The 18,296-nt window shown below is 72.7% G+C and carries 17 protein-coding genes; 4 read left to right on the forward strand and 13 right to left on the reverse strand.

Going from position 1 to position 18,296, the window contains the following annotated elements:
• Nucleotides 1-32 precede the first annotated feature (32 nt).
• From ACZ6KO_RS01540 to ACZ6KO_RS01590, 11 genes are all read right to left on the reverse strand, one after another.
• Nucleotides 33-1,175 (reverse strand): aliphatic sulfonate ABC transporter substrate-binding protein, encoded by a 1,143-nt coding sequence (locus tag ACZ6KO_RS01540; RefSeq protein ID WP_469298610.1) that lies wholly within the window; start codon nucleotides 1,173-1,175, stop codon nucleotides 33-35.
• 226 nt (nucleotides 1,176-1,401) lie between these two features.
• The gene (locus ACZ6KO_RS01545) at nucleotides 1,402-2,733 is read right to left on the reverse strand and encodes a sulfate adenylyltransferase subunit 1 (RefSeq protein WP_469298612.1); all 1,332 of its coding nucleotides are present in this window, start codon (nucleotides 2,731-2,733) and stop codon (nucleotides 1,402-1,404) included.
• A gap of 2 nt (nucleotides 2,734-2,735) precedes the next feature.
• Nucleotides 2,736-3,677: a sulfate adenylyltransferase subunit CysD gene (cysD, locus tag ACZ6KO_RS01550; RefSeq protein WP_469298614.1), complete on the reverse strand. Its 942-nt coding sequence runs from the start codon at nucleotides 3,675-3,677 to the stop codon at nucleotides 2,736-2,738.
• Nucleotides 3,674-4,219: an adenylyl-sulfate kinase gene (gene cysC / locus ACZ6KO_RS01555; RefSeq protein ID WP_469301456.1), complete on the reverse strand. Its 546-nt coding sequence runs from the start codon at nucleotides 4,217-4,219 to the stop codon at nucleotides 3,674-3,676. Before cysC ends, cysD begins: the two co-directional genes overlap by 4 nt.
• A gap of 23 nt (nucleotides 4,220-4,242) precedes the next feature.
• Nucleotides 4,243-4,944 (reverse strand): phosphoadenylyl-sulfate reductase, encoded by a 702-nt coding sequence (locus ACZ6KO_RS01560; RefSeq protein ID WP_469298617.1) that lies wholly within the window; start codon nucleotides 4,942-4,944, stop codon nucleotides 4,243-4,245.
• A complete protein-coding gene (locus ACZ6KO_RS01565) occupies nucleotides 4,941-5,120 on the reverse strand; it encodes a hypothetical protein (protein WP_469298620.1) in 180 nt (59 codons plus the stop codon). The genes ACZ6KO_RS01560 and ACZ6KO_RS01565 overlap by 4 nt, the downstream gene beginning before the upstream one ends.
• Nucleotides 5,117-6,814, reverse strand: coding sequence for a nitrite/sulfite reductase (locus ACZ6KO_RS01570; RefSeq protein WP_469298622.1), 1,698 nt, complete (start codon nucleotides 6,812-6,814; stop codon nucleotides 5,117-5,119). Before ACZ6KO_RS01570 ends, ACZ6KO_RS01565 begins: the two co-directional genes overlap by 4 nt.
• A gap of 202 nt (nucleotides 6,815-7,016) precedes the next feature.
• Nucleotides 7,017-7,100, reverse strand: a complete 84-nt coding sequence (locus tag ACZ6KO_RS01575; protein WP_309550570.1) for a putative leader peptide — start codon at nucleotides 7,098-7,100, stop codon at nucleotides 7,017-7,019.
• 194 nt (nucleotides 7,101-7,294) lie between these two features.
• Nucleotides 7,295-7,864 (reverse strand): GNAT family N-acetyltransferase, encoded by a 570-nt coding sequence (locus tag ACZ6KO_RS01580; protein WP_469298625.1) that lies wholly within the window; start codon nucleotides 7,862-7,864, stop codon nucleotides 7,295-7,297.
• Between the two features lie 4 nt (nucleotides 7,865-7,868).
• A complete protein-coding gene (locus ACZ6KO_RS01585; RefSeq protein ID WP_469298627.1) occupies nucleotides 7,869-9,173 on the reverse strand; it encodes a GAF domain-containing protein in 1,305 nt (434 codons plus the stop codon).
• A gap of 337 nt (nucleotides 9,174-9,510) precedes the next feature.
• On the reverse strand, nucleotides 9,511-11,157 hold the full coding sequence (locus ACZ6KO_RS01590; RefSeq protein ID WP_469298631.1) for an acyl-CoA dehydrogenase family protein: 1,647 nt from the start codon (nucleotides 11,155-11,157) through the stop codon (nucleotides 9,511-9,513).
• Between the two features lie 17 nt (nucleotides 11,158-11,174).
• On the opposite strand from ACZ6KO_RS01590, the gene ACZ6KO_RS01595 reads away from it, so the two are divergent.
• Together ACZ6KO_RS01595 and rsgA are read left to right on the forward strand one after the other, a co-directional pair.
• Nucleotides 11,175-12,302 carry a YihY/virulence factor BrkB family protein gene (locus ACZ6KO_RS01595; protein WP_469298633.1) on the forward strand — a complete coding sequence of 376 codons (1,128 nt, stop codon included), beginning with the start codon at nucleotides 11,175-11,177 and terminating at the stop codon, nucleotides 12,300-12,302.
• A 409-nt stretch (nucleotides 12,303-12,711) separates the two neighbouring features.
• On the forward strand, nucleotides 12,712-13,848 hold the full coding sequence (gene rsgA, locus ACZ6KO_RS01600) for a ribosome small subunit-dependent GTPase A (RefSeq protein WP_469298635.1): 1,137 nt from the start codon (nucleotides 12,712-12,714) through the stop codon (nucleotides 13,846-13,848).
• 130 nt (nucleotides 13,849-13,978) lie between these two features.
• Here the strand turns inward: rsgA and ACZ6KO_RS01605 are convergent, their stop codons facing one another.
• On the reverse strand, nucleotides 13,979-15,475 hold the full coding sequence (locus tag ACZ6KO_RS01605; RefSeq protein ID WP_469298637.1) for a protein phosphatase 2C domain-containing protein: 1,497 nt from the start codon (nucleotides 15,473-15,475) through the stop codon (nucleotides 13,979-13,981).
• A 235-nt stretch (nucleotides 15,476-15,710) separates the two neighbouring features.
• The gene (locus ACZ6KO_RS01610) at nucleotides 15,711-16,664 is read right to left on the reverse strand and encodes a helix-turn-helix transcriptional regulator (RefSeq protein ID WP_469298640.1); all 954 of its coding nucleotides are present in this window, start codon (nucleotides 16,662-16,664) and stop codon (nucleotides 15,711-15,713) included.
• 64 nt (nucleotides 16,665-16,728) lie between these two features.
• Here ACZ6KO_RS01610 and ACZ6KO_RS01615 point away from each other — a divergent pair, with 64 nt between their 5' ends.
• Nucleotides 16,729-17,103: a VOC family protein gene (locus ACZ6KO_RS01615; protein ID WP_469298643.1), complete on the forward strand. Its 375-nt coding sequence runs from the start codon at nucleotides 16,729-16,731 to the stop codon at nucleotides 17,101-17,103.
• Between the two features lie 204 nt (nucleotides 17,104-17,307).
• Entirely contained in the window at nucleotides 17,308-18,285 is a 978-nt protein-coding gene (locus tag ACZ6KO_RS01620) for a helix-turn-helix domain-containing protein (RefSeq protein WP_469301460.1), read from the forward strand.
• Nucleotides 18,286-18,296 lie beyond the last annotated feature (11 nt).

Raw genomic sequence — 18,296 nt, forward strand, 5'->3', positions numbered from 1 at the left:
CGTCACCTCCTGGAACGTTCGGACTTGCGGAATTACTCGGAGCCGAGACCGGCGTCGGAGACCTCGGGCTTGCCGGCCGCCTTCAGCACCTTGTTCAGGAGCGACAGGTCGTAGATGCCGGCCAGGTCGGGCTGCTCGATGAGCCCCGCCTTCACCGCCCAGTCGGACTGCGTCTTCAGCGTCGAGGCGAGCGGGTCGTCGGTGGCGGCGATGCTCGGCCAGGCCGGGTCGATGACCTTGGCGTCGAGCGGCTTGCCGCCTTCGGCCGCCAGCTTCGCGTTCGCGGAGGCCTTGGCCCGGTCCGGGTCGGCGTTGATCCACTCGTTGGTCTTCACCGTGCCCCTGAGCACGGCCTCGACCACGTCCGGGTGCTCCTTGAGGAACTTCTGCGACACGATGATGTTCGTGATCACGAACTTCTTGTCGGGCCACAGCGTGGTCTCGTCCAGGAGGACGGAGCCGCCGTCGGAGACGAGCTTGGACGCGGTCGGCTCCGGCACCCAGGCGCCGTCGATGGAGCCCTGCTTGAAGGCGTCCGGGACCACCTTGTTGTCCGTGCGGACGACGGAGACGTCACCCTTGCCGGACTCCGGGTCGACCTTCCAGCCCTTGTCGGAGATCCAGTTGAGGAACGCGACGTCCTGCGTGTTCCCCTTCTGGGGGGTGGCGATCTTCTTGCCCTTGAGGTCGTCCAGGGTCTTGATCTTGGCCGGGTTCACCACGAGCTTGACGCCGCCCGAGGCGGAGCCGGAGATGATCCGCAGGTTGGAGCCCTTGGACTTGACGTAGCCGTTGATCGACGGCGAGGGGCCGATGAAACCGATGTCGAGGGAGCCGCCGTTGAGGGCCTCGATCTCGGACGGTCCGGCGTTGAACGCCTGCGGCTTGATCGTGGTGGCGCCCAGTTCCTTCTGGATCAGGCCCTCCTGGAGGCCGACCAGCGCGGTGGCGTGCGTCAGGTTCGGGAAGTACCCGATGCGGACCTCACCGGCCGAGAGCTTGACCCCGCCGGCCGCCGCGCCCGCCTTCCTGTCCTCCGCCGGGTCGGCCTGGGAGCCGTAGCCGCAGGAGGCGAGGGCACCGATCAGCAGCGGCAGCGCGGCGGCGGCGGCGAGGCCGCGGCGCAGGGCCTTGCGGGACGAGGACGGGGTGCTGGTGGTGCGGGTGGCAGGCACGGGAGGGCTTCCTCTCGTCGACCGCCGTCATCTCATGAAGGCGGTCTTCGTCGGTGGAGCAGGGTCGGGTCGAGCGTGTGGAGCTCGTGGGGGGTGCGGGCGCGCATGCGGTGCGCGTACGTCATCGCACACATCGCGCCACCCCGCCCTGGCCGCTGCCGAGCTGGCCGCTGCCCACCCTGCCGCCCTCCTTGGCGAAGGTCGAGTAGATATCAGAAAGCATGATTCAGAAGTCCCAGCCCTCGTCGTCGGCGACGGCGGCCGTGCGGGCCTCGGAGGCGAACGACGCGCCCGCCATGCCGGCTGCGAGGGTGGTGCCGTCGGCCGGGTCGATGAGCAGGAAGGACCCGGTGCGCCGGGAGTCGGCGTACGCGTCGAGCGCGAGCGGCTCGGCGGTGCGCACGACCACGCGGCCGATGTCGTTGGCCACCAGCTGTCCCGGCTCCGGGTGCTGGGAGAGGTCGTCGAGGGTCAGCCGCGAGGGGATCTCCTTGACGATGGCCTTGACCGTCCGCGTGGTGTGCTTGAGCAGCACCCGCGCGCCGACGGAGAGGGGCTGGTCCGCGACGTGGCAGACCGTCGCCTCGACGTCCTGGGTGGTGGCCGGGGCCGTGGCGGCGGGGGCGATGAGGTCGCCGCGGGAGATGTCGATGTCGTCGGCGAGGCGGACGGTGACCGACTGGGGGGCCCAGGCGATGTCGACGGGTCCGCCGAGGCCGTCGATGCCCTCGATGACGGAGGTGCGGCCCGAGGGCAGGACGGTGACCTGCTCGCCGACGCGCAGGACGCCGGAGGCGATCTGGCCGGCGTAGCCGCGGTAGTCGGGGTGTTCGGCGGACTGCGGGCGGATCACGTACTGCACCGGGAACCGGGCCGGGCAGGCCGTCAGGTCGTGGCTGACCGGGACGGTCTCCAGGTGCTCCAGGACCGTCGGGCCGCCGTACCAGTCCATGTGCGCGGACGGCTCCACGACGTTGTCCCCGGCGAGCGCGGAGATCGGGATCGCGGTGATCTCGGGGACCCCGAGGTCCGAGGCGTAGGAGGTGAACTCCTCGGCGATCTTCGCGAACACCGCCTCCTGGTAGCCGACGAGGTCCATCTTGTTGACGGCGAGGACGACGTGGGGGACGCGGAGCAGGGCGGCGACGGCGGCGTGCCGGCGGGTCTGCTCGATCACGCCGTTGCGGGCGTCGACGAGGACGACGGCCAGGTCGGCGGTGGAGGCGCCGGTGACCATGTTCCGGGTGTACTGCACGTGCCCGGGGGTGTCGGCCAGGATGAACCGGCGGCGGGCGGTGGCGAAGTAGCGGTAGGCGACGTCGATGGTGATGCCCTGCTCCCGCTCGGCCCGCAGGCCGTCGGTGAGCAGCGCCAGGTCCGGGGCCTCCTGGCCGCGAGCCTGGGAGACGGCCTCCACGGCCTCCAGCTGGTCCTCCAGGACCGACTTGGAGTCGTGCAGCAGCCGGCCCACCAGGGTGGACTTGCCGTCGTCGACGGAACCCGCGGTGGCGAAGCGCAGCAGCGTGGTGGCGCTGAGCTGCTCGGTGGTGGTGGTCATCTCTAGAAGTACCCTTCGCGCTTGCGGTCTTCCATCGCGGCCTCGGAGAGCTTGTCGTCGGCCCGGGTGGCGCCCCGCTCGGTGAGGCGGGAGACGGCGATCTCGGCGATCACGGCGTCGAGCGTGGTGGCGTCGGAGTCGACGGCGCCGGTGCAGGACATGTCACCGACCGTGCGGTAGCGGATGAGCCGCCGCTCCACCGTCTCGGACTCCTTCGGCCCGCCCCACTCACCGGCCGTCAGCCACATGCCGTTGCGGGCGAACACCTCCCGCTCGTGGGCGAAGTAGATCTCCGGCAGTTCGATGCCCTCGCGGGCGATGTACTGCCACACGTCCAGCTCGGTCCAGTTCGACAGCGGGAAGACCCGCACGTGCTCGCCCGGCGCGTGCCGGCCGTTGTAGAGCTGCCACAGCTCAGGACGCTGACGGCGCGGATCCCACTGGGAGAACTCGTCGCGCAGCGAGAACACCCGCTCCTTCGCGCGGGCCTTCTCCTCGTCACGGCGGCCACCGCCGAACACCGCGTCGAAACGGTGGTGCTGGATCGCCTCGGTCAGCGGGACCGTCTGGAGCGGGTTGCGGGTCCCGTCCGGACGCTCGCGCAGCGTGCCCGCGTCGATGTACTCCTGGACGGACGCCACGTGCAGGCGCAGCCCGTGCCGGGCCACCGTGCGGTCGCGGTACTCCAGCACCTCGGGGAAGTTGTGACCCGTGTCGACGTGCAGCAGCGTGAAGGGCACCGGCGCCGGCGCGAACGCCTTCAGCGCCAGGTGCAGCATGACGATCGAGTCCTTGCCACCGGAGAACAGGATCACCGGCTTCTCGAACTCGCCCGCCACCTCACGGAAGATGTGCACCGCCTCCGACTCCAGCGCGTCCAGGTGCGACAGCGCGTAGGGAGCGTCGGCGTCGGTGGTGGTGTGCGGGTGGGCAGCGGTGGTCACACCAGACCCCTTTCGTTGAGCAGCGCGAACAGCGACGCCGCGGACTCCTGGACGGTCTGGGTGTGCGACTCGATGCGCAGGTCCGGGGCGGCCGGAGCCTCGTACGGGTCGTCGACGCCGGTCAGCCCCGAGATCTCGCCCGCGGCCTGCTTGGCGTACAGCCCCTTCACGTCGCGCTCGGAGCACACCTCGACCGGAGTGGCCACGTGCACTTCGAGGTACGTCGTACCGGCGGCGGCGTGCCGCTTCGCGACCGCCTCGCGGCTGTCGGCGAACGGGGCGATCACCGGCACCAGCGCCTTGACGCCGTTGCTGGCCAGCAGCTCGGCGACGAAGCCGATCCGCTGCACGTTGGTGTGGCGGTCCTCGCGGGTGAAGCCCAGCCCGGCGGAGAGGAACTCACGGATCTCGTCGCCGTCGAGGACCTCCACCCGGTGGCCCTCGGCACGCAGCTGCTCGGCCAGCGCGTAGGCGATGGTGGTCTTGCCCGCGCTGGGCAGACCGGTCAGCCACACGGTGGCTCCCTGGCCGGTCACGCTCATCTGGTTCTCCGTAGGTTCTGTCATCAGCCGTGCAGTCCGCACTCGGTCTTCGCCCGGCCGGCCCAGCGGCCGGCCCGCGCGTCCTCGCCCTCCGCCACCCGGCGGGTGCAGGGGGCGCAGCCGACGGAGGCGTAGCCGTCCATCAGCAGCGGGTTGGTGAGGACACCGTGTTCGACGACGTAGGCGTCCACGTCGTCCTGGGTCCAGCGGGCGATCGGAGAGATCTTGACCTTCCGCCGCTTCTCGTCCCAGCCGACCACCGGGGTGTTCGCCCGGGTCGGGGACTCGTCGCGGCGCAGGCCCGTCGCCCACGCGTCGTACCCGGTCAGGCCCTCCTGGAGCGGCTTGACCTTGCGCAGCGCGCAGCACAGGTCCGGGTCGCGGTCGTGCAGCCTCGGCCCGTGCTCGGCGTCCTGCTCGGCCACCGTCGCCCGCGGGGTGAGGGTGATGACGTTGACGTCCATCACGGCCTCGACCGCGTCACGGGTGCCGATGGTCTCCTCGAAGTGGTAGCCCGTGTCGAGGAAGACCACGTCCACGCCCGGGAAGGCGCGGGACGCGAGGTGGGCGACGACCGCGTCCTCCATGGAGGAGGTCACGCAGAACGTGGCCCCGAAGGTCTCGGCCGCCCAGGTGAGGATTTCCAGCGCGGAGGCGTCCTCGAGGTCGCGGCCCGCCCGCTCGGCCAGCTCCTTGAGGTCACGGGTCTCCTGAACCGTCGTCATATCTCGTCCCCTCCAGCGTCATTGGACTGAAATCCGCGGGCCAGCAGCCCGAGGTACTTCAGCTGGAAGGCCCGGTTGCACGACCTGCATTCCCAGGCGCCGTGGCCCTGCTCGTGGGGGAACAGGTCCTCGTCGCCGCAGTACGGGCAGTAGAACGGGGCGGCGCGCTCGCTCATGAGAGGGCCTCGTCGGAGGCGCGGCCGACCCAGGCCGCGAAGCGCTCGCCGTCCTCGCGCTCCGCCTCGAAGCGCTTGACGACCCGCTCGACGTAGTCGGGCAGACCGGCCGAGGTGACCTTCAGGCCGCGGACCTTGCGGCCGAAGCCGGCCTCCAGGCCGAGCGCGCCGCCGAGGTGCACCTGGTAGCCCTCGACCTGGTTGCCGTCGTCGTCCAGGACCAGCTGGCCCTTGAGACCGATGTCCGCCACCTGGATACGGGCGCAGGCGTTGGGGCAGCCGTTGATGTTGATGGTGAGCGGCTGGTCGAACGCCGGCAGCCGGCGCTCCAGCTCGTCGATGAGGGAGGCGCCGCGCGCCTTGGTCTCGACGATGGCCAGCTTGCAGAACTCGATGCCGGTGCAGGCCATCGTGCCGCGCCGGAACGGGGACGGCTTGACCCGCAGGTCCAGTGCCTCCAGAGCGGCGACGACCGACTCGACCTGTGCCTCGTCGATGTCGAGGACGATCATCTTCTGCTCGGCGGTGGTGCGCAGCCGGCCCGAGCCGTGCCGCTCCGCGACATCGGCGATCTTGGTCAGGGTGGCCCCGTCGACGCGGCCGACCCGGGGCGCGAAGCCGACGTAGAAACGGCCGTCCTTCTGCCGGTGGACGCCGACGTGGTCGCGCCACTGGCCCGAGGGCTGCTCGGGGGCCGGGCCGTCGGCCAGCTTGCGCCCCAGGTACTCGTCCTCCAGGACCTGGCGGAACTTGGCCGCGCCCCAGTCGGCGACGAGGAACTTCAGGCGGGCACGGGTGCGCAGCCGCCGGTAGCCGTAGTCGCGGAAGATCGAGATGACGCCCTCGTAGACGTCCGGGACCTCCTCCAGCGAGACCCAGGTGCCCAGGCGCACGCCCAGCTTGGGGTTGGTGGACAGACCGCCGCCGACCCACACGTCGAAGCCGGCGCCGTGTTCGGGGTGGTGCACGCCGACGAAGGCGATGTCGTTGATCTCGTGCGCCACGTCCAGCAGCGGCGAGCCGGAGACGGCCGACTTGAACTTGCGGGGCAGGTTGGAGAACTCCTTGTTGCCCACGATGCGGCGGTAGATCTCGTCGATGGCCGGGGTGCCGTCGATGATCTCGTCCTCGGCGATGCCGGCGACGGGCGAGCCGAGGATGACGCGGGGCGTGTCGCCGCAGGCCTCGGTGGTCGACAGGCCCACGGCCTCCAGCCGGCGCCAGATCTCGGGCACGTCCTCGATCCGGATCCAGTGGTACTGCACGTTCTGCCGGTCGGTGAGGTCGGCGGTGCCGCGCGCGAACTCCTGCGAGATCTCACCGATCACGCGCAGCTGCTCGGTGGTCAGACGGCCGCCGTCGATGCGCACGCGCAGCATGAAGTAGGAGTCGTCCAGCTCCTCCGGCTCCAGGACCGCGGTCTTGCCGCCGTCGATCCCGGGCTTGCGCTGCGTGTACAGACCCCACCAGCGCATGCGTCCGCGCAGGTCATTGGGGTCGATCGAGTCGAAGCCGGTCTTGGAGTAGATCGTCTCAATGCGTGTCCGCACATTGAGACCGTCGTCGTCCTTCTTGAACTGCTCGTTGCCGTTGAGGGGCGTGTGGTGGCCAACGGCCCACTGGCCCTCACCGCGGTGACGGCCGGTCTTGCGGCGCGCGGCTGCGGGAGTGGGCTTCTCTGGGGTGGCGGCCATGGCGGTACGTCCTTCTGTGGCGGCTCAAGGCAGGGGCAGGGCACGAGGGTGACCTGCGCAGATGTGTGCAGGTGCGGCAGAGTGGGCCCCGTCGCCGGTGGGCAGGGGCGGTCATCGGCCTCGGGGGCTGTGCAGGTGTCGGCTCGTCCGCGACCGGCTACGGCGACGGCGGGACGGCGAGGTGCGGCGCTGGCTGGTTCGGTCAGCTCGCCGGACAGATGGCGCTGGACATGCGGCCGAGGTCGACGTGCCGCCGACTCACCAAGGCAATTCCAGCTCCATTCATGGCCGAAGCGTGGCACGGGCCTCTTGTACGAGTCCACTACTGTCCGCGATGCGGACAGATCCGTCCCGAATTATGGGACGGTGTGGGCTGGGTCACGCAGGGAAGGCGGGACGGATGTCCTGAACGCACGGTGTGCGCGCAGGCCGGACATCCGCAGGCCGGGCCCTGCGGATGTCCGGCCTGCGCGCCGGGGCCTACGCGCCCGGCCAGGGGCCGGGGGTCGGGGACTCCGTCTTCTCCTCGGTCTCCGTACGGAAGAGGCGGAAGCCGCGTCGCAGGTAGTTGTCCATCGCGGTCGGCCCGTCCTGGCTGCACGTGTGGACCCACACCCGCGTGGTCGGCGTCCGGCCCGGCCAGCGCGAGGCCAGGTCCCAGGCGCGCGCCGTACCCACCGACAGCAGGTGGCCGCCGATCCGCCGGCCGCGGAAGTCCGGCAGCAGACCGAAGTACATGATCTCCACCACACCGTCGTCCTGCGGGTCCAGCTCGACGTAGCCGGCCGGCGTGCCCCGCTCGTACGCGACCCAGGTCTCGACCCCCGGCCGCTCCAGCTGGGCCACCCACTGCGCGCGGGTCAGCGACAGCCGGTCCGTCCAGTGGATGTCGCCGCCCACGGACGCGTACAGGAAGCGGCTGAACTCGGGGGAGGGGACCTCCGCCCGCTCGATGCGGATCTCCTCGCCGGGTACGGCGGCGGGGACCAGTTCGGCCGGGGAGGTCATCTCCAGGGACCAGGTCGTCAAGGTGATGGTGCGCTCGCTCATGCCGTCAGGGAATCACGCCCGGCCCGCCGCGGCCCACGCGGGCCCTGATCACCGAGGGCGCGGTGGAGTGCGGCAGCAGCGTCCGCGGGTCCGCCGGGCGGATCAGCTCGACCTCGACGCCCTCCGCGAAGCGGTACGGCCGGTGCGCGAGCACGCCGGCGAGGTGCCGGCGTACCCGTGACATCTCGGCGCGCACCGTGACCGTACGCGTCGGATCGCCGAACAGCTCCTGCGCCAGCTCCGCCGCCGACCGCCCCCGCGGGCGGTCCGCCAGCAGGAACAGCAGCTCGGCATGGCGCGGGCTGAGCTCCTGGGACCAGCTGCCCGCCGCCCCGTACACGGTCGCGGACCAGCTGCGCGGCCGGCTGAGGTCCAGCACCACCCGGCCCGCCGCCGCACTGCCCGTGCGCGCCCCGTCGATACGGATCAGCCAGCCGCCCGGCAGCGGCTCCACCCCGCAGTCGCCCAGCTTCGCCAGCCACACCCGGCCCGGGCCGAAGCCCTTGGGCAGGGGCAGCCGGTCCACCGGGGTCACGCCCGTCACGGCCGCCGTCCAGCCGTGCCCGTCCACCACCAGGGCCCGCCCCGGCAGCCGCGCCAGTATCGGCGCCGCCACCGCCCGCAGCCGTTCCAGCGACTCCAGGTGGCGCACCCGCAGCTCCCGCTCGGCCAGCCGGGCCACCGAGCTCACCCAGGCCAGCGTCGCCGGGTGCATGGTCGCCAGCGGCCCGCTCACGTCCACCACCCCCAGCAGCGACCCGTCGCGCGGGTCGTGGAGCGGCGCCCCCGCGCACGTCCAGTCGTGGTGGCTGGAGACGAAGTGCTCCGCCGAGAAGACCTGCACCGGCCGCCGGGTCACCAGCGCCGTGCCCACCCCGTTGGTGCCGACCACGCCCTCGGCCCAGTCCGCGCCCACCGAGAAGCCCAGCCGGTCGGCCCTGCGCAGGATGGAGGAGGCCCCCTCCCGCCACAGCAGCCGCCCGTCCGCGTCCGCGACCACCATGATGTGCAGGGCCCCGTCCAGGGCCGGCAGCAGTCCCTCGCGCAGCACGGGCAGGATCTCCCGCAGCGGCGAGAGCTGCCGGCGCTCCTCGGTCTCGGCGAGCGAGAGCATCCGCGAGCGCGTGTCCCGGTCCGGGTGGACCCCGCCCGCCAGCATCCGCCGCCAGGAGGCCGCGATGTCCGGCCGGGGCGCGGCCGGCGGCGGGTCCCCGGCCAGCGCAGCCGCCCGTACCCCCTTGAGCAGCCGCGATGCCTCGCGCGTGTCCATGGCAGAGAGCCGGTTCAAGTCGACTGCGGTGTGGGCCACCGGATCCTCCCCGTGTGAGCCGGACCAACAACAGCGTTGCAACGGTACGCAACCCTCGCCAAGTGCCGGTCGCCCGACCGAAACTGTGCCGGGCGCCGCCCTGCGGCGGCCACAGCTCCTCCTCGGGGCTTTTCTCGGATCAGGGGTGGTGCCGAGTCGGCGCGGCGCCACCCCTGCTCCCACGCAACGGGCCCGGATCCGGGCCCGGCCGGGGTTTGGGGACCCCTCCCGACCCGTGGTCCGCGCCCGTGCGGCCCGCTCGGTGCGGGCCGCAGGCCCGCGCCGGCGCGTCCGCCGGCCGGCGCGGCCCGTCAGCCCGTCGGATGGCCGTGACGCCTCAGCCCGCGATCCGCGCCCGCTCCACGACGGCCCCCAGGTCCAGGCTGTGCGGCAGCGTCCCGAAGGCGTTCCCCCAGTCGCCCCCCAGCCGCGAGGCACAGAACGCGTCCGCGGTCTCCGGCGGCGCGAACCGCACCAGCAGCGACCCCTGGAGCACCAGCGCCATCCGCTCCACGAGCCGGCGCGCCCGCGCCTCGATGCCCTCCAGGTCCGCGAGCTCGGTCAGCAGGTCCTTGATCGCCGCGTCCAGCCGGTGGTCGGCGCCCCGGGCCAGCCCGACCTCCTGGAGGAAGGCGTTCAGCGCCTGCGGCTCGCGCTGCAGCGCCCGCAGCACGTCCAGCGCCTGCACGTTGCCCGAGCCCTCCCAGATCGAGTTCAGCGGCGACTCGCGCAGCAGCCGCGGCAGCCCGGACTCCTCCACGTAGCCGTTGCCGCCCAGGCACTCCAGGGCCTCGGCGACCGTCGGCGTGCAGCGCTTGGTCACCCAGTACTTCGCCGCGGGCACCGCCAGGCGCAGGAAGGCCCGCTCCTGCTCGGTCCCGGCGTCGTAGGCCGCCGCGAGCCGCAGCATCAGCGTCGTCGCCGCCTCCGACTCCAGCGCCAGATCGGCCAGGACGTTGCGCATCAGCGGCTGGTCGATCAGCCGGGCGCCGAAGGCGGAGCGGTGCTCCGCGTGGTGCACGGCCTGGGTCAGCGCCTGCCGCATCAGCGCGGCCGAGCCGATCACACAGTCCAGCCGGGTCGCGGCGACCATCTCGATGATGGTCCGCACCCCCCGGCCCTCCTCGCCGACCAGGCGCGCCCAGGTCCCGTCGAACTCGACCTCGCTGGAGGCGTTCGACTTGTTGCCCAGCTTGTCCTTCAGCCGCTGGATCGCGAAGACGTTGCGCGTGCCGTCCTCCAGCACCCGCGGCACCAGGAAGCAGCTCAGCCGGTCCTTCCCGGCCGCCGGGACCTGCGCCAGCACCAGGAAGCCGTCCGACATCGGCGCCGAGCAGAACCACTTGTGGCCGGTCAGCAGGTACTCGCCGGGCGTGTCCAGCGCCGTGGCCGCGGTCGTGTTCGCCCGTACGTCGCTGCCTCCCTGCTTCTCCGTCATCCCCATCCCGAACAGGACCCCGGCCTTCTGCCCGGCCGGCCGCAGCCCCTGCTCGTACACGTGCGAGGTCAGCCGGGGCTCCCACTCGGCCGCCAGCGCCGGATCCGTACGCAGTGCCGGGACGGCCGCGTGCGTCATCGACACCGGACAGCCATGGCCCGCCTCGGCCTGCGACCAGACGAAGAACCCGGCCGCCCGGCGCAGATGCCCGCCCTCGCGCCCCCAGGCGTCGGTCAGCCCCGCCGTCACGGCGTGCCCGAGCAGCCGGTGCCAGGCCGGGTGGAACTCCACCTCGTCGATCCGGTGGCCGTACCGGTCGTGCGTCTTCAGTTTCGGCGGGTTCTCGTTCGCCAGGGCGCCCCATTCCTGGGCCTGCGCGGAGCCCGCGGCATGCCCGAGTTCGGTGAGTTCTTCCCTTACGCCGCCGAGGAGTTCGGGGGCGAGGTGCCGCTCGACGCCCTCGGTGAGGGCCCGGTCGCCGCCGTAGACGTCGTACCCGACGAGGGGCGGGGCCTGGTTGGTGACTGTGTGGGTGGTGGCTGCCATGCCGATACGGTAAAGACGTGCAGGCAGCAAATGAAACACCCGAGCGGCTCCCGGGGCGGCTCCACCGGGCCCGGGCCCTCTACCGCAACGTCTCCAAGCGCAAGATGGCCTGGCTGCTGCTCAAGGACACCGTCAACTCGTGCATCGAGTACCGGATCCTCGGGCTCGCGGCCGAAGCGGCGTTCTTCACGCTGCTCTCCCTGCCGCCGCTCTTCCTCGGCCTGCTCGGACTGCTGGGATACGTCGACAACTGGACCGACACCACGACCGTCGCCAGCATCGAGGAGAACATCCTGGGGGCCGTCGGCACGGTCCTGTCCGACCGGGGCGTCAACGACATCGCCAGACCCCTGCTGGACGACGTGACCAGCCGCGGCCGCCCCGACATCATCTCCCTCGGTTTCGCCTTCGCCCTCTGGTCCGGCTCGCGCGCGGTGAACGTCTTCATCGACACCATCACCGTCATGTACGGCCTCGACGGGCAGCGCGGCATCGTCAAGACCCGGCTGCTGGCCTTCCTGCTGTACGTCGTCGCGCTGGTGATCGGCGCGATCGTGCTGCCGCTGATGGTGGTCGGCCCGGACGCGGTGGTGCGGCTGGTGCCCTGGGGCACGGAGGTGATCGCGGTCCTGTACTGGCCCACCGTCACGCTGCTGTCCATCGCCTTCCTGACCACGCTCTACCACGTGTCCGTGCCGGTGCGCTCGCCGTGGATCGAGGACGTACCGGGGGCGCTGGTCGCCCTCGCGATGTGGGTGCTGGGCAGCTTCCTGCTGCGGATCTATCTGACGAACACGGTGGAGGGACCGACGATCTACGGCTCGCTGGCGGCCCCGGTCGCCGTGCTGCTGTGGATCGGCATCTCGGCCTTCGCGGTGCTGGTCGGGGCCGCGGTGAACGCCGCCATCGACCGCGTCTGGCCCTCGGTGGCCACCGCGGCGGCCCGCGAGGCCAACGAACGGGCCCGCGAGGCGGAGGCCGCGATGCTGGTGGCGCGGGCGGCGGCCTGGCGGGCGCTGGCCGAGGGGGAGTCCGAGGACGACGAGGACGACGGGATGCCGTCGGAGTTCCCGGAGCGCTGGTCGAAGTTCCTGCCGCCGGAGGACTACAAGGCCCGCCTGCACAAGGAACGGCATCCGCACTGAGCGGCCGAGGGTCCGGGCCCGGCGGCATGCGGCCTCCGTCAGCCCGGCCTCCGTCAGCCCGGCGTACGGCACGTCCACCCGGGCGGGGGACTCGCACGGGAATGCGAGCCGGACCCGGCGGGGCGCTCGGCGGCCGCCGGATCGTGCCCGGAAATCGCTGGCGGGGCGGTCGTGGATCTTGTTACGGTACAGCCGTTCACGTCGAACGCCGTCGAATCGCGACGCGTTGCGTCGAACCAATGCCGCGTGCATGACACAGGAGGTGAGTCCTTTGATGACGGTTGCTGCGCAGGGCGCTGCCCGCACTCAGAAGGCCATGTCTCTCATTCCTGTGGTCACCGGCTGACACTCCTTTTCTTCCCGCGCGCAGGGCGCGCGTTGCCGGGGCCACCCTTGTGAAGGGTCCCCCTTGACTTCCTCCGCTTTCTCTTCCGCTTCTTCTGGTTCTTCTGCTTTCTCCTCGGACGAGTCCGCCCTCACCCCCCTCGGGTGGGACGAGGCGTGGGCCGCCGAGTTCGCTCCGTACGCGGCGCAGGGCCTGCTGCCCGGCCGTGTCGTACGGGTCGACCGCGGCCAGTGCGACGTACTGACCGCGGACGGCCTGGTCCGCGCCGACACCGCGTTCGTCACGCCGCACGACCCGCTGAGGGTCATCTGCACCGGTGACTGGGCCGCCGTCGATCCGGCCGGCAACCCGCGGTACGTCAGGGAGTACCTGCCGCGCCGGACCGCGTTCGTGCGGTCCACCTCCTCCAAGCGGTCCGAGGGCCAGATCCTCGCCGCCAACGTCGACCACGCGATCGTCGCGGTCTCGCTCGCCGTCGAGCTGGACCTCGGCCGTGTCGAACGCTTTCTGGCGCTGGCCTGGGAGTCGGGCGCGCAGCCGCTGGTCGTGCTGACCAAGGCGGACCTGGTCCCGGACCCGGTGGCGCTGTCGTACCTCGTCGAGGACGTCGAGACGGTGGCCCCGGGCGTGCAGGTCCTCACCGTGTCCTCCCTGACCGGGGAGGGCATGGACGCCCTGGGCGCGGTCGTCGCCGACGGGACGAGCGTGCTGCTCGGCACCTCCGGCGCGGGCAAGTCCACGCTGGCCAACGCGCTGCTCGGCGAGGACGTCATGGAGGTGCAGGCGGCGCGCGACGTGGACGGCAAGGGCCGCCACACCACCACGACGCGCAACCTGCTCGCCCTGCCGGGCGGCGGCGTCCTGATCGACACGCCGGGGCTGCGCGGCGTCGGCCTGTGGGACGCCGAAGTGGGCGTCGGCCAGGTCTTCTCGGAGATCGAGGAGTACGCGGCGCAGTGCCGCTTCCACGACTGCGCCCACGAGTCGGAGCCGGGGTGCGCGGTGCTGGCGGCGCTCGAGTCGGGCGAACTGTCGCAGCGGCGGCTGGAGTCGTACCGCAAGCTGGTCCGCGAGAACCAGTGGATCGTGGCGAAGACGGACGCGAAGGCGCAGGCGGACCTCCGCCGTGACTGGCGCCTGAAGTCGGCGGAGGGCCGCCTGAACTACGCGGTCAAGCGCGGCGGCCACCCCCGCCGCTGACCCGGCCACCCCCGCCGGGGCCTTCCCGGCCCCGGCCCCGGCCCCGCTCCCTGCACTGCCGCCCGCCCGGGCCCTCCCCCTGGAGGGCCCGGTTCCGGCGTTCCCCGGCCGAGGTCCCGGTCCCCGGGCGTCAGTCCTCCCAGACCGCGGCCGCCGTGCGGTCGTCGGCGTAGCCCTTCAGGCGCAGGGAGGTGTCGGCAAGGAAGCAGGCCAGGCCCGGCGGCTCCGGCGGCGCCCAGCGGGCGGAGAGTTCCGCCGGCAGCAGGGGCTCCTCGCGCATCGGCTCGGCCAGGCCGCCGGAGCAGACCAGCAGGGTGTCCCCGGTGCGCGCGACGCTCGCCCGGAAGGTGAACCCGGGCTGCGGTGCGGGCTCCAGGTCCTGCCACGACCCGGCCCGCAGCCGGAACAGCCCGCCCGGTCCGGCCCCGAAGCACACCCGGGTACGGCACTCCGGGTCGATGGGCAGCAGCAGGCAGCGCACGCCGGCGGTGTACTGGTCCTCGGCGTAGCCCAGTTCGGCGGCGCGGGCGCGCAGCCGCCCGTACCCGCGGTCGGTCAGCCGCTGGAGCCCGGAACGCAGGGCGTCGCGCCGGCCGGCCCGGATGTCGTCGGCGAGCCGGGTCCGGCTGCGCCCCACAGCCGAGGCGACCCAGCGGCAGACCTCGGCGGCGGCCTCCCGGGGTACGGCCCGGTCGGCGCCCGCGACGGCGACCAGGACCAGCGCGTCGTCACCGCCGCCGAACCGGGCGGTGAGCAGCACGTCGCGGCGGGGTTCGCCGCGGTAGCGGGCGGAGTCGCCGCGTACGGAGGCGGCGCGCAGGGTGTACGTCCCGTAGCGGGCGCCCTCCAGCACGGTGTCGGAGACCAGGGCCGTCAGCTCCGCCGGGTCGGCCTCGGCCAGCTTGCCGGGCTCGGCGGCGTAGGTGGGGGCCCGGTCGCCGAGGTGGCGTGCGTCGGGCCGGGGCTCCGGCCAGGGGCCGCCGCCGGGCTCGGGGGCGACGAGCGACTCGGTCCACTGCTCGGGCAGGGGGGCGGGTTCCGCCGGGGGCCGCGCGGGCGCGGGAGGTGTGACGGGCGGCGCGGGGTCTGCGTGCCCCGGGGTCCACTCCGGGGGCAGCGGCGGTGTCGCGGGCGCGGCCGGCGCGGGGGGCGCCTGCGGCGCCGTCGGGCCGGCCGGGGGCGTCGGCGCCGGGGCCACGCCCCATCGCCATTCCGGCAGTTCGGCCGGTTCGGCCCGTTCAGCCGGTTCGGCCCGTTCAGCGGGTACCGGGGGCGGGGGCGCAGGGGGTGCGGGGGGCACCTCCACCGCGCCGAGCGCGTACCCGGTCGCGTCCCCCACGGCCGGGACCCCATGGTCCGGCCCGGGTTGTGCGCCCGGGTCCGGGGCGCCGCCGCCCCGCTCCGGTGGCGCGGTGTCCGTGCCGTACCCGTACGTCCGTTGCGCCGGCAGGGTGCCGGAGCGGGGGTCGGGCGGGGGTTCCGGGTTCGTCACGACGGACGCCGAGGTGAAGCGGGCGTCCAGGGTGTCGGACGGGTCCGGTGGGGCGGCGGGGGTGGTATCGGGCTCGGCCGGCGGCTCGTCGTAGAGCTTCTGCCACCAGTCCTCGGGAGCCCCCTGCTGATTCATGCCCTTATTTTCGGCCGCCGACGGCGGGCGGAAACGCGGAACGGGGCTGTCGGGCGAGTTGCCCGGCGGCCCCGTCGCCCGGCCCGGGGCGTACGCACGAACGTCGTATGCGTGTACGGACGCCCCGGTGGCGGCGGCACCCTACGCACCCCTCGGCGCGCCCCCCGGTGACCCCTGCGATATCGGGAATCGTGACGGTGTGCTCGCGATGTGCCTTCGCCCTGACTCCTCACCGTCAGCGATTGGCTGCAAGAAGGGCCTGGGCTCGGCGAGCGAGTGCTTCGCGTACCTCCTCCGGGGACAGCACGGTCAGCGGGGCGTCCAGGCCGAGGAGGTAGGAGGCCAGGTGCTCGACGCTGTTGCCGCCGATCCGGACCACGGTGGCTTCGGGGCCATCGGGGCTGTGCGTGCCGATGGTGAGGGGAACCGCCTCCATCGCGCGCTCCAGGGGCAGCGGAAGTCGGATCGTGGTGTACACGGGGTAGACGACGCTCGCGATGCCCCGGGAGACCAGCTGTGCTGCCTCGGGTGGATCGGTCAGGTCGGCTGGTTCGGTGGTGGGGTGCACGGCCAGCACTCGGTCGGCGCGAAACGTGCGCCACTCCTGCTTGGCCACGTCCCGGGCCACCAGGTACCAGCGCACACCGGTGTGGACCAAGCGGTAGGGGTCGATCTCTCTGACAGAGGCGCGGCCGGCGTGGTCCCGGTAGGACAGGGTGGCACGCAGCCCGCTGGTGCAGGCCCGCGCCAGTTCCAGCAGCGCAGGCATGTCGATCTGCGGTTCGCCGGTGCGGGGAGTGTGATCAAGGGTCCCCTCCAGCGCGGTCAGTTGGCCCGCGAGGTGTTTCGGCAGGCTCTGGCGGAGCTTGAGCAGCGCGGACAGAGCGGCCTGACCGGCGCCGAGGACTCCGCTGAGGGCAGCCTCACGCAGGCCGACGGCGACGGCCAGGGCTTCCTCGTCGTCCAGCACCAGCGGCGGCATCCGGGCGCCGGGACTGAGCCGGTAACCGCCCCATGGCCCGGGCGCGGACTCGACGCCGTAGCCCAGGTCCCGCAGCCGGGCAATGTCACGGCGGACCGTGCGGTCGGTGACCGCCATCCGCTCGGCCAGTTCACGACAGGAGGTCCATGCCGGGCGGGCAGACAGCAGCGACACCAGGCGCAGCAGACGGGAGGAGGTCCTGATCACAATCACCAGTGTCCGCCATGACCAGGACACAACCTGTCCTGGTCATGGCCTACCGTCCAGCCCCATGAGCACCCCCGAGATACGTCTCCTCTCCTTTGACTTCGACTGCCTCGACCCAGCCGAGTTGGCGCGCTTCTACGGCGACGCCCTGGATCTGCCCACGCTGTACCGCAGCGACGACTTCATCCTTCTCGGCAGGGAAGGGGCGCCCGGGCTCGGCTTCATCCGCCAGACCGACTTCCGACCCCCGACCTGGCCCGATCCCGCCCTCGGCAAACAGGCCCACCTGGAACTGGGGGTCGACGACCTGGACGCTGCACAGGAGCGGATGCTCGCCCTGGGCGCCACCCTGCCGTCCTTCCAACCGCGCCCCGATGTATGGCGGGTACTCCTGGATCCAGCAGGGCATCCGTTCTGCCTGTCGACACACGGAATCTGAGCCTCCCCTACGACGGAGGGCCTGCACGGCATCCGGCGGATGGACCGTCAGCAGTCTTCGTCAGCGCTGCGGGAGGCTGGACCGCGTCGACCGGGGAAACGGGGCGGTTGGCAGACCGGTCCGGGGTGCGGTGATGATGTCCGTGGCGGGTTCGCGCCGTGGCGGCTTCCCGCCGGGCGCCGCACGAAGGGGAGGGTGATCGGATTGCTGGGTGCGATAGGCCTGGACGAGGGGCAGGAGTCGGCGTACCGCGCGCTGGTGGCGCTGGGGGCGGCCGAGGTGCCGGACCTCGCGCACCGGCTGACGCTGCCGGTCCCGCAGACCGAACGGACCCTGCGCCATCTCGAGCGCCACGGGCTGGCCGCACGGTCCTCGTCCCGGCCGGGCCGCTGGGTGGCCACGCCGCCCGGGGTCGCGCTCGGCGCGCTGCTGACCCGGCAGCGGCACGAGCTGGAGCAGGCGGAGCTGGCGGCGGCGCTGCTGGCGGAGGAGTACCGGGCCGAGGCGGCGGAGCCGGCCGTGCACGACCTGGTGGAGGTGGTGTGCGGCGCGAGCGCGGTCACGCACCGTTTCGCCCAGCTCCAGGCGAGCGCGGTGGAGGAGGTCTGCGCCCTGGTGACGGGCCGCCCGCAGGGCGTGCCGGGCACCGGCGACGAGGCCGAGGACCCGGCGGCGCGGCGCCGCGTGGAGCACCGGGTGGTGATCGAGCGGGAGGTCCTCACGCTGCCCGGCGGTCTGCGGGAGGCGTCGGTGGCGCTGGGCCGGGGCGAGCGGGTGCGGGTGGCGGCCCGGGTCCCCACCCGGCTGGTGATCGTGGACCGGAGCCTGGCGATGGTCCCGCTGACGGTGCACGGCGCGGAACCGGCGGCGCTGGTGGTGCACGCGTCCGGCCTGCTGGAGTCGCTGCGGGAGCTGTTCGAGGCGGTGTGGCGGGAGGCACTGCCGCTGCGGCTGGGGACGGGGAACACCCCGGTCGGCGCGCCGGCCCCGCCGGACGCGACGGACCTGGAGATCCTCTCGCTGCTGCTGGCGGGAATGACGGACGCCAGCGTGGCCAAACACCTGGAGCTGGGGCTGCGGACCGTGCAGCGCCGGGTGAAGGGGCTGATGGAGGTCTGCGGGGTGACGACCCGGCTCCAGCTGGGCTGGCACGCCCGGGAACGGGGCTGGGTGGCCCGCTGACCCCGGGTCCG

It is taken from the genome of Streptomyces sp. NPDC042102 (assembly GCF_055582305.1).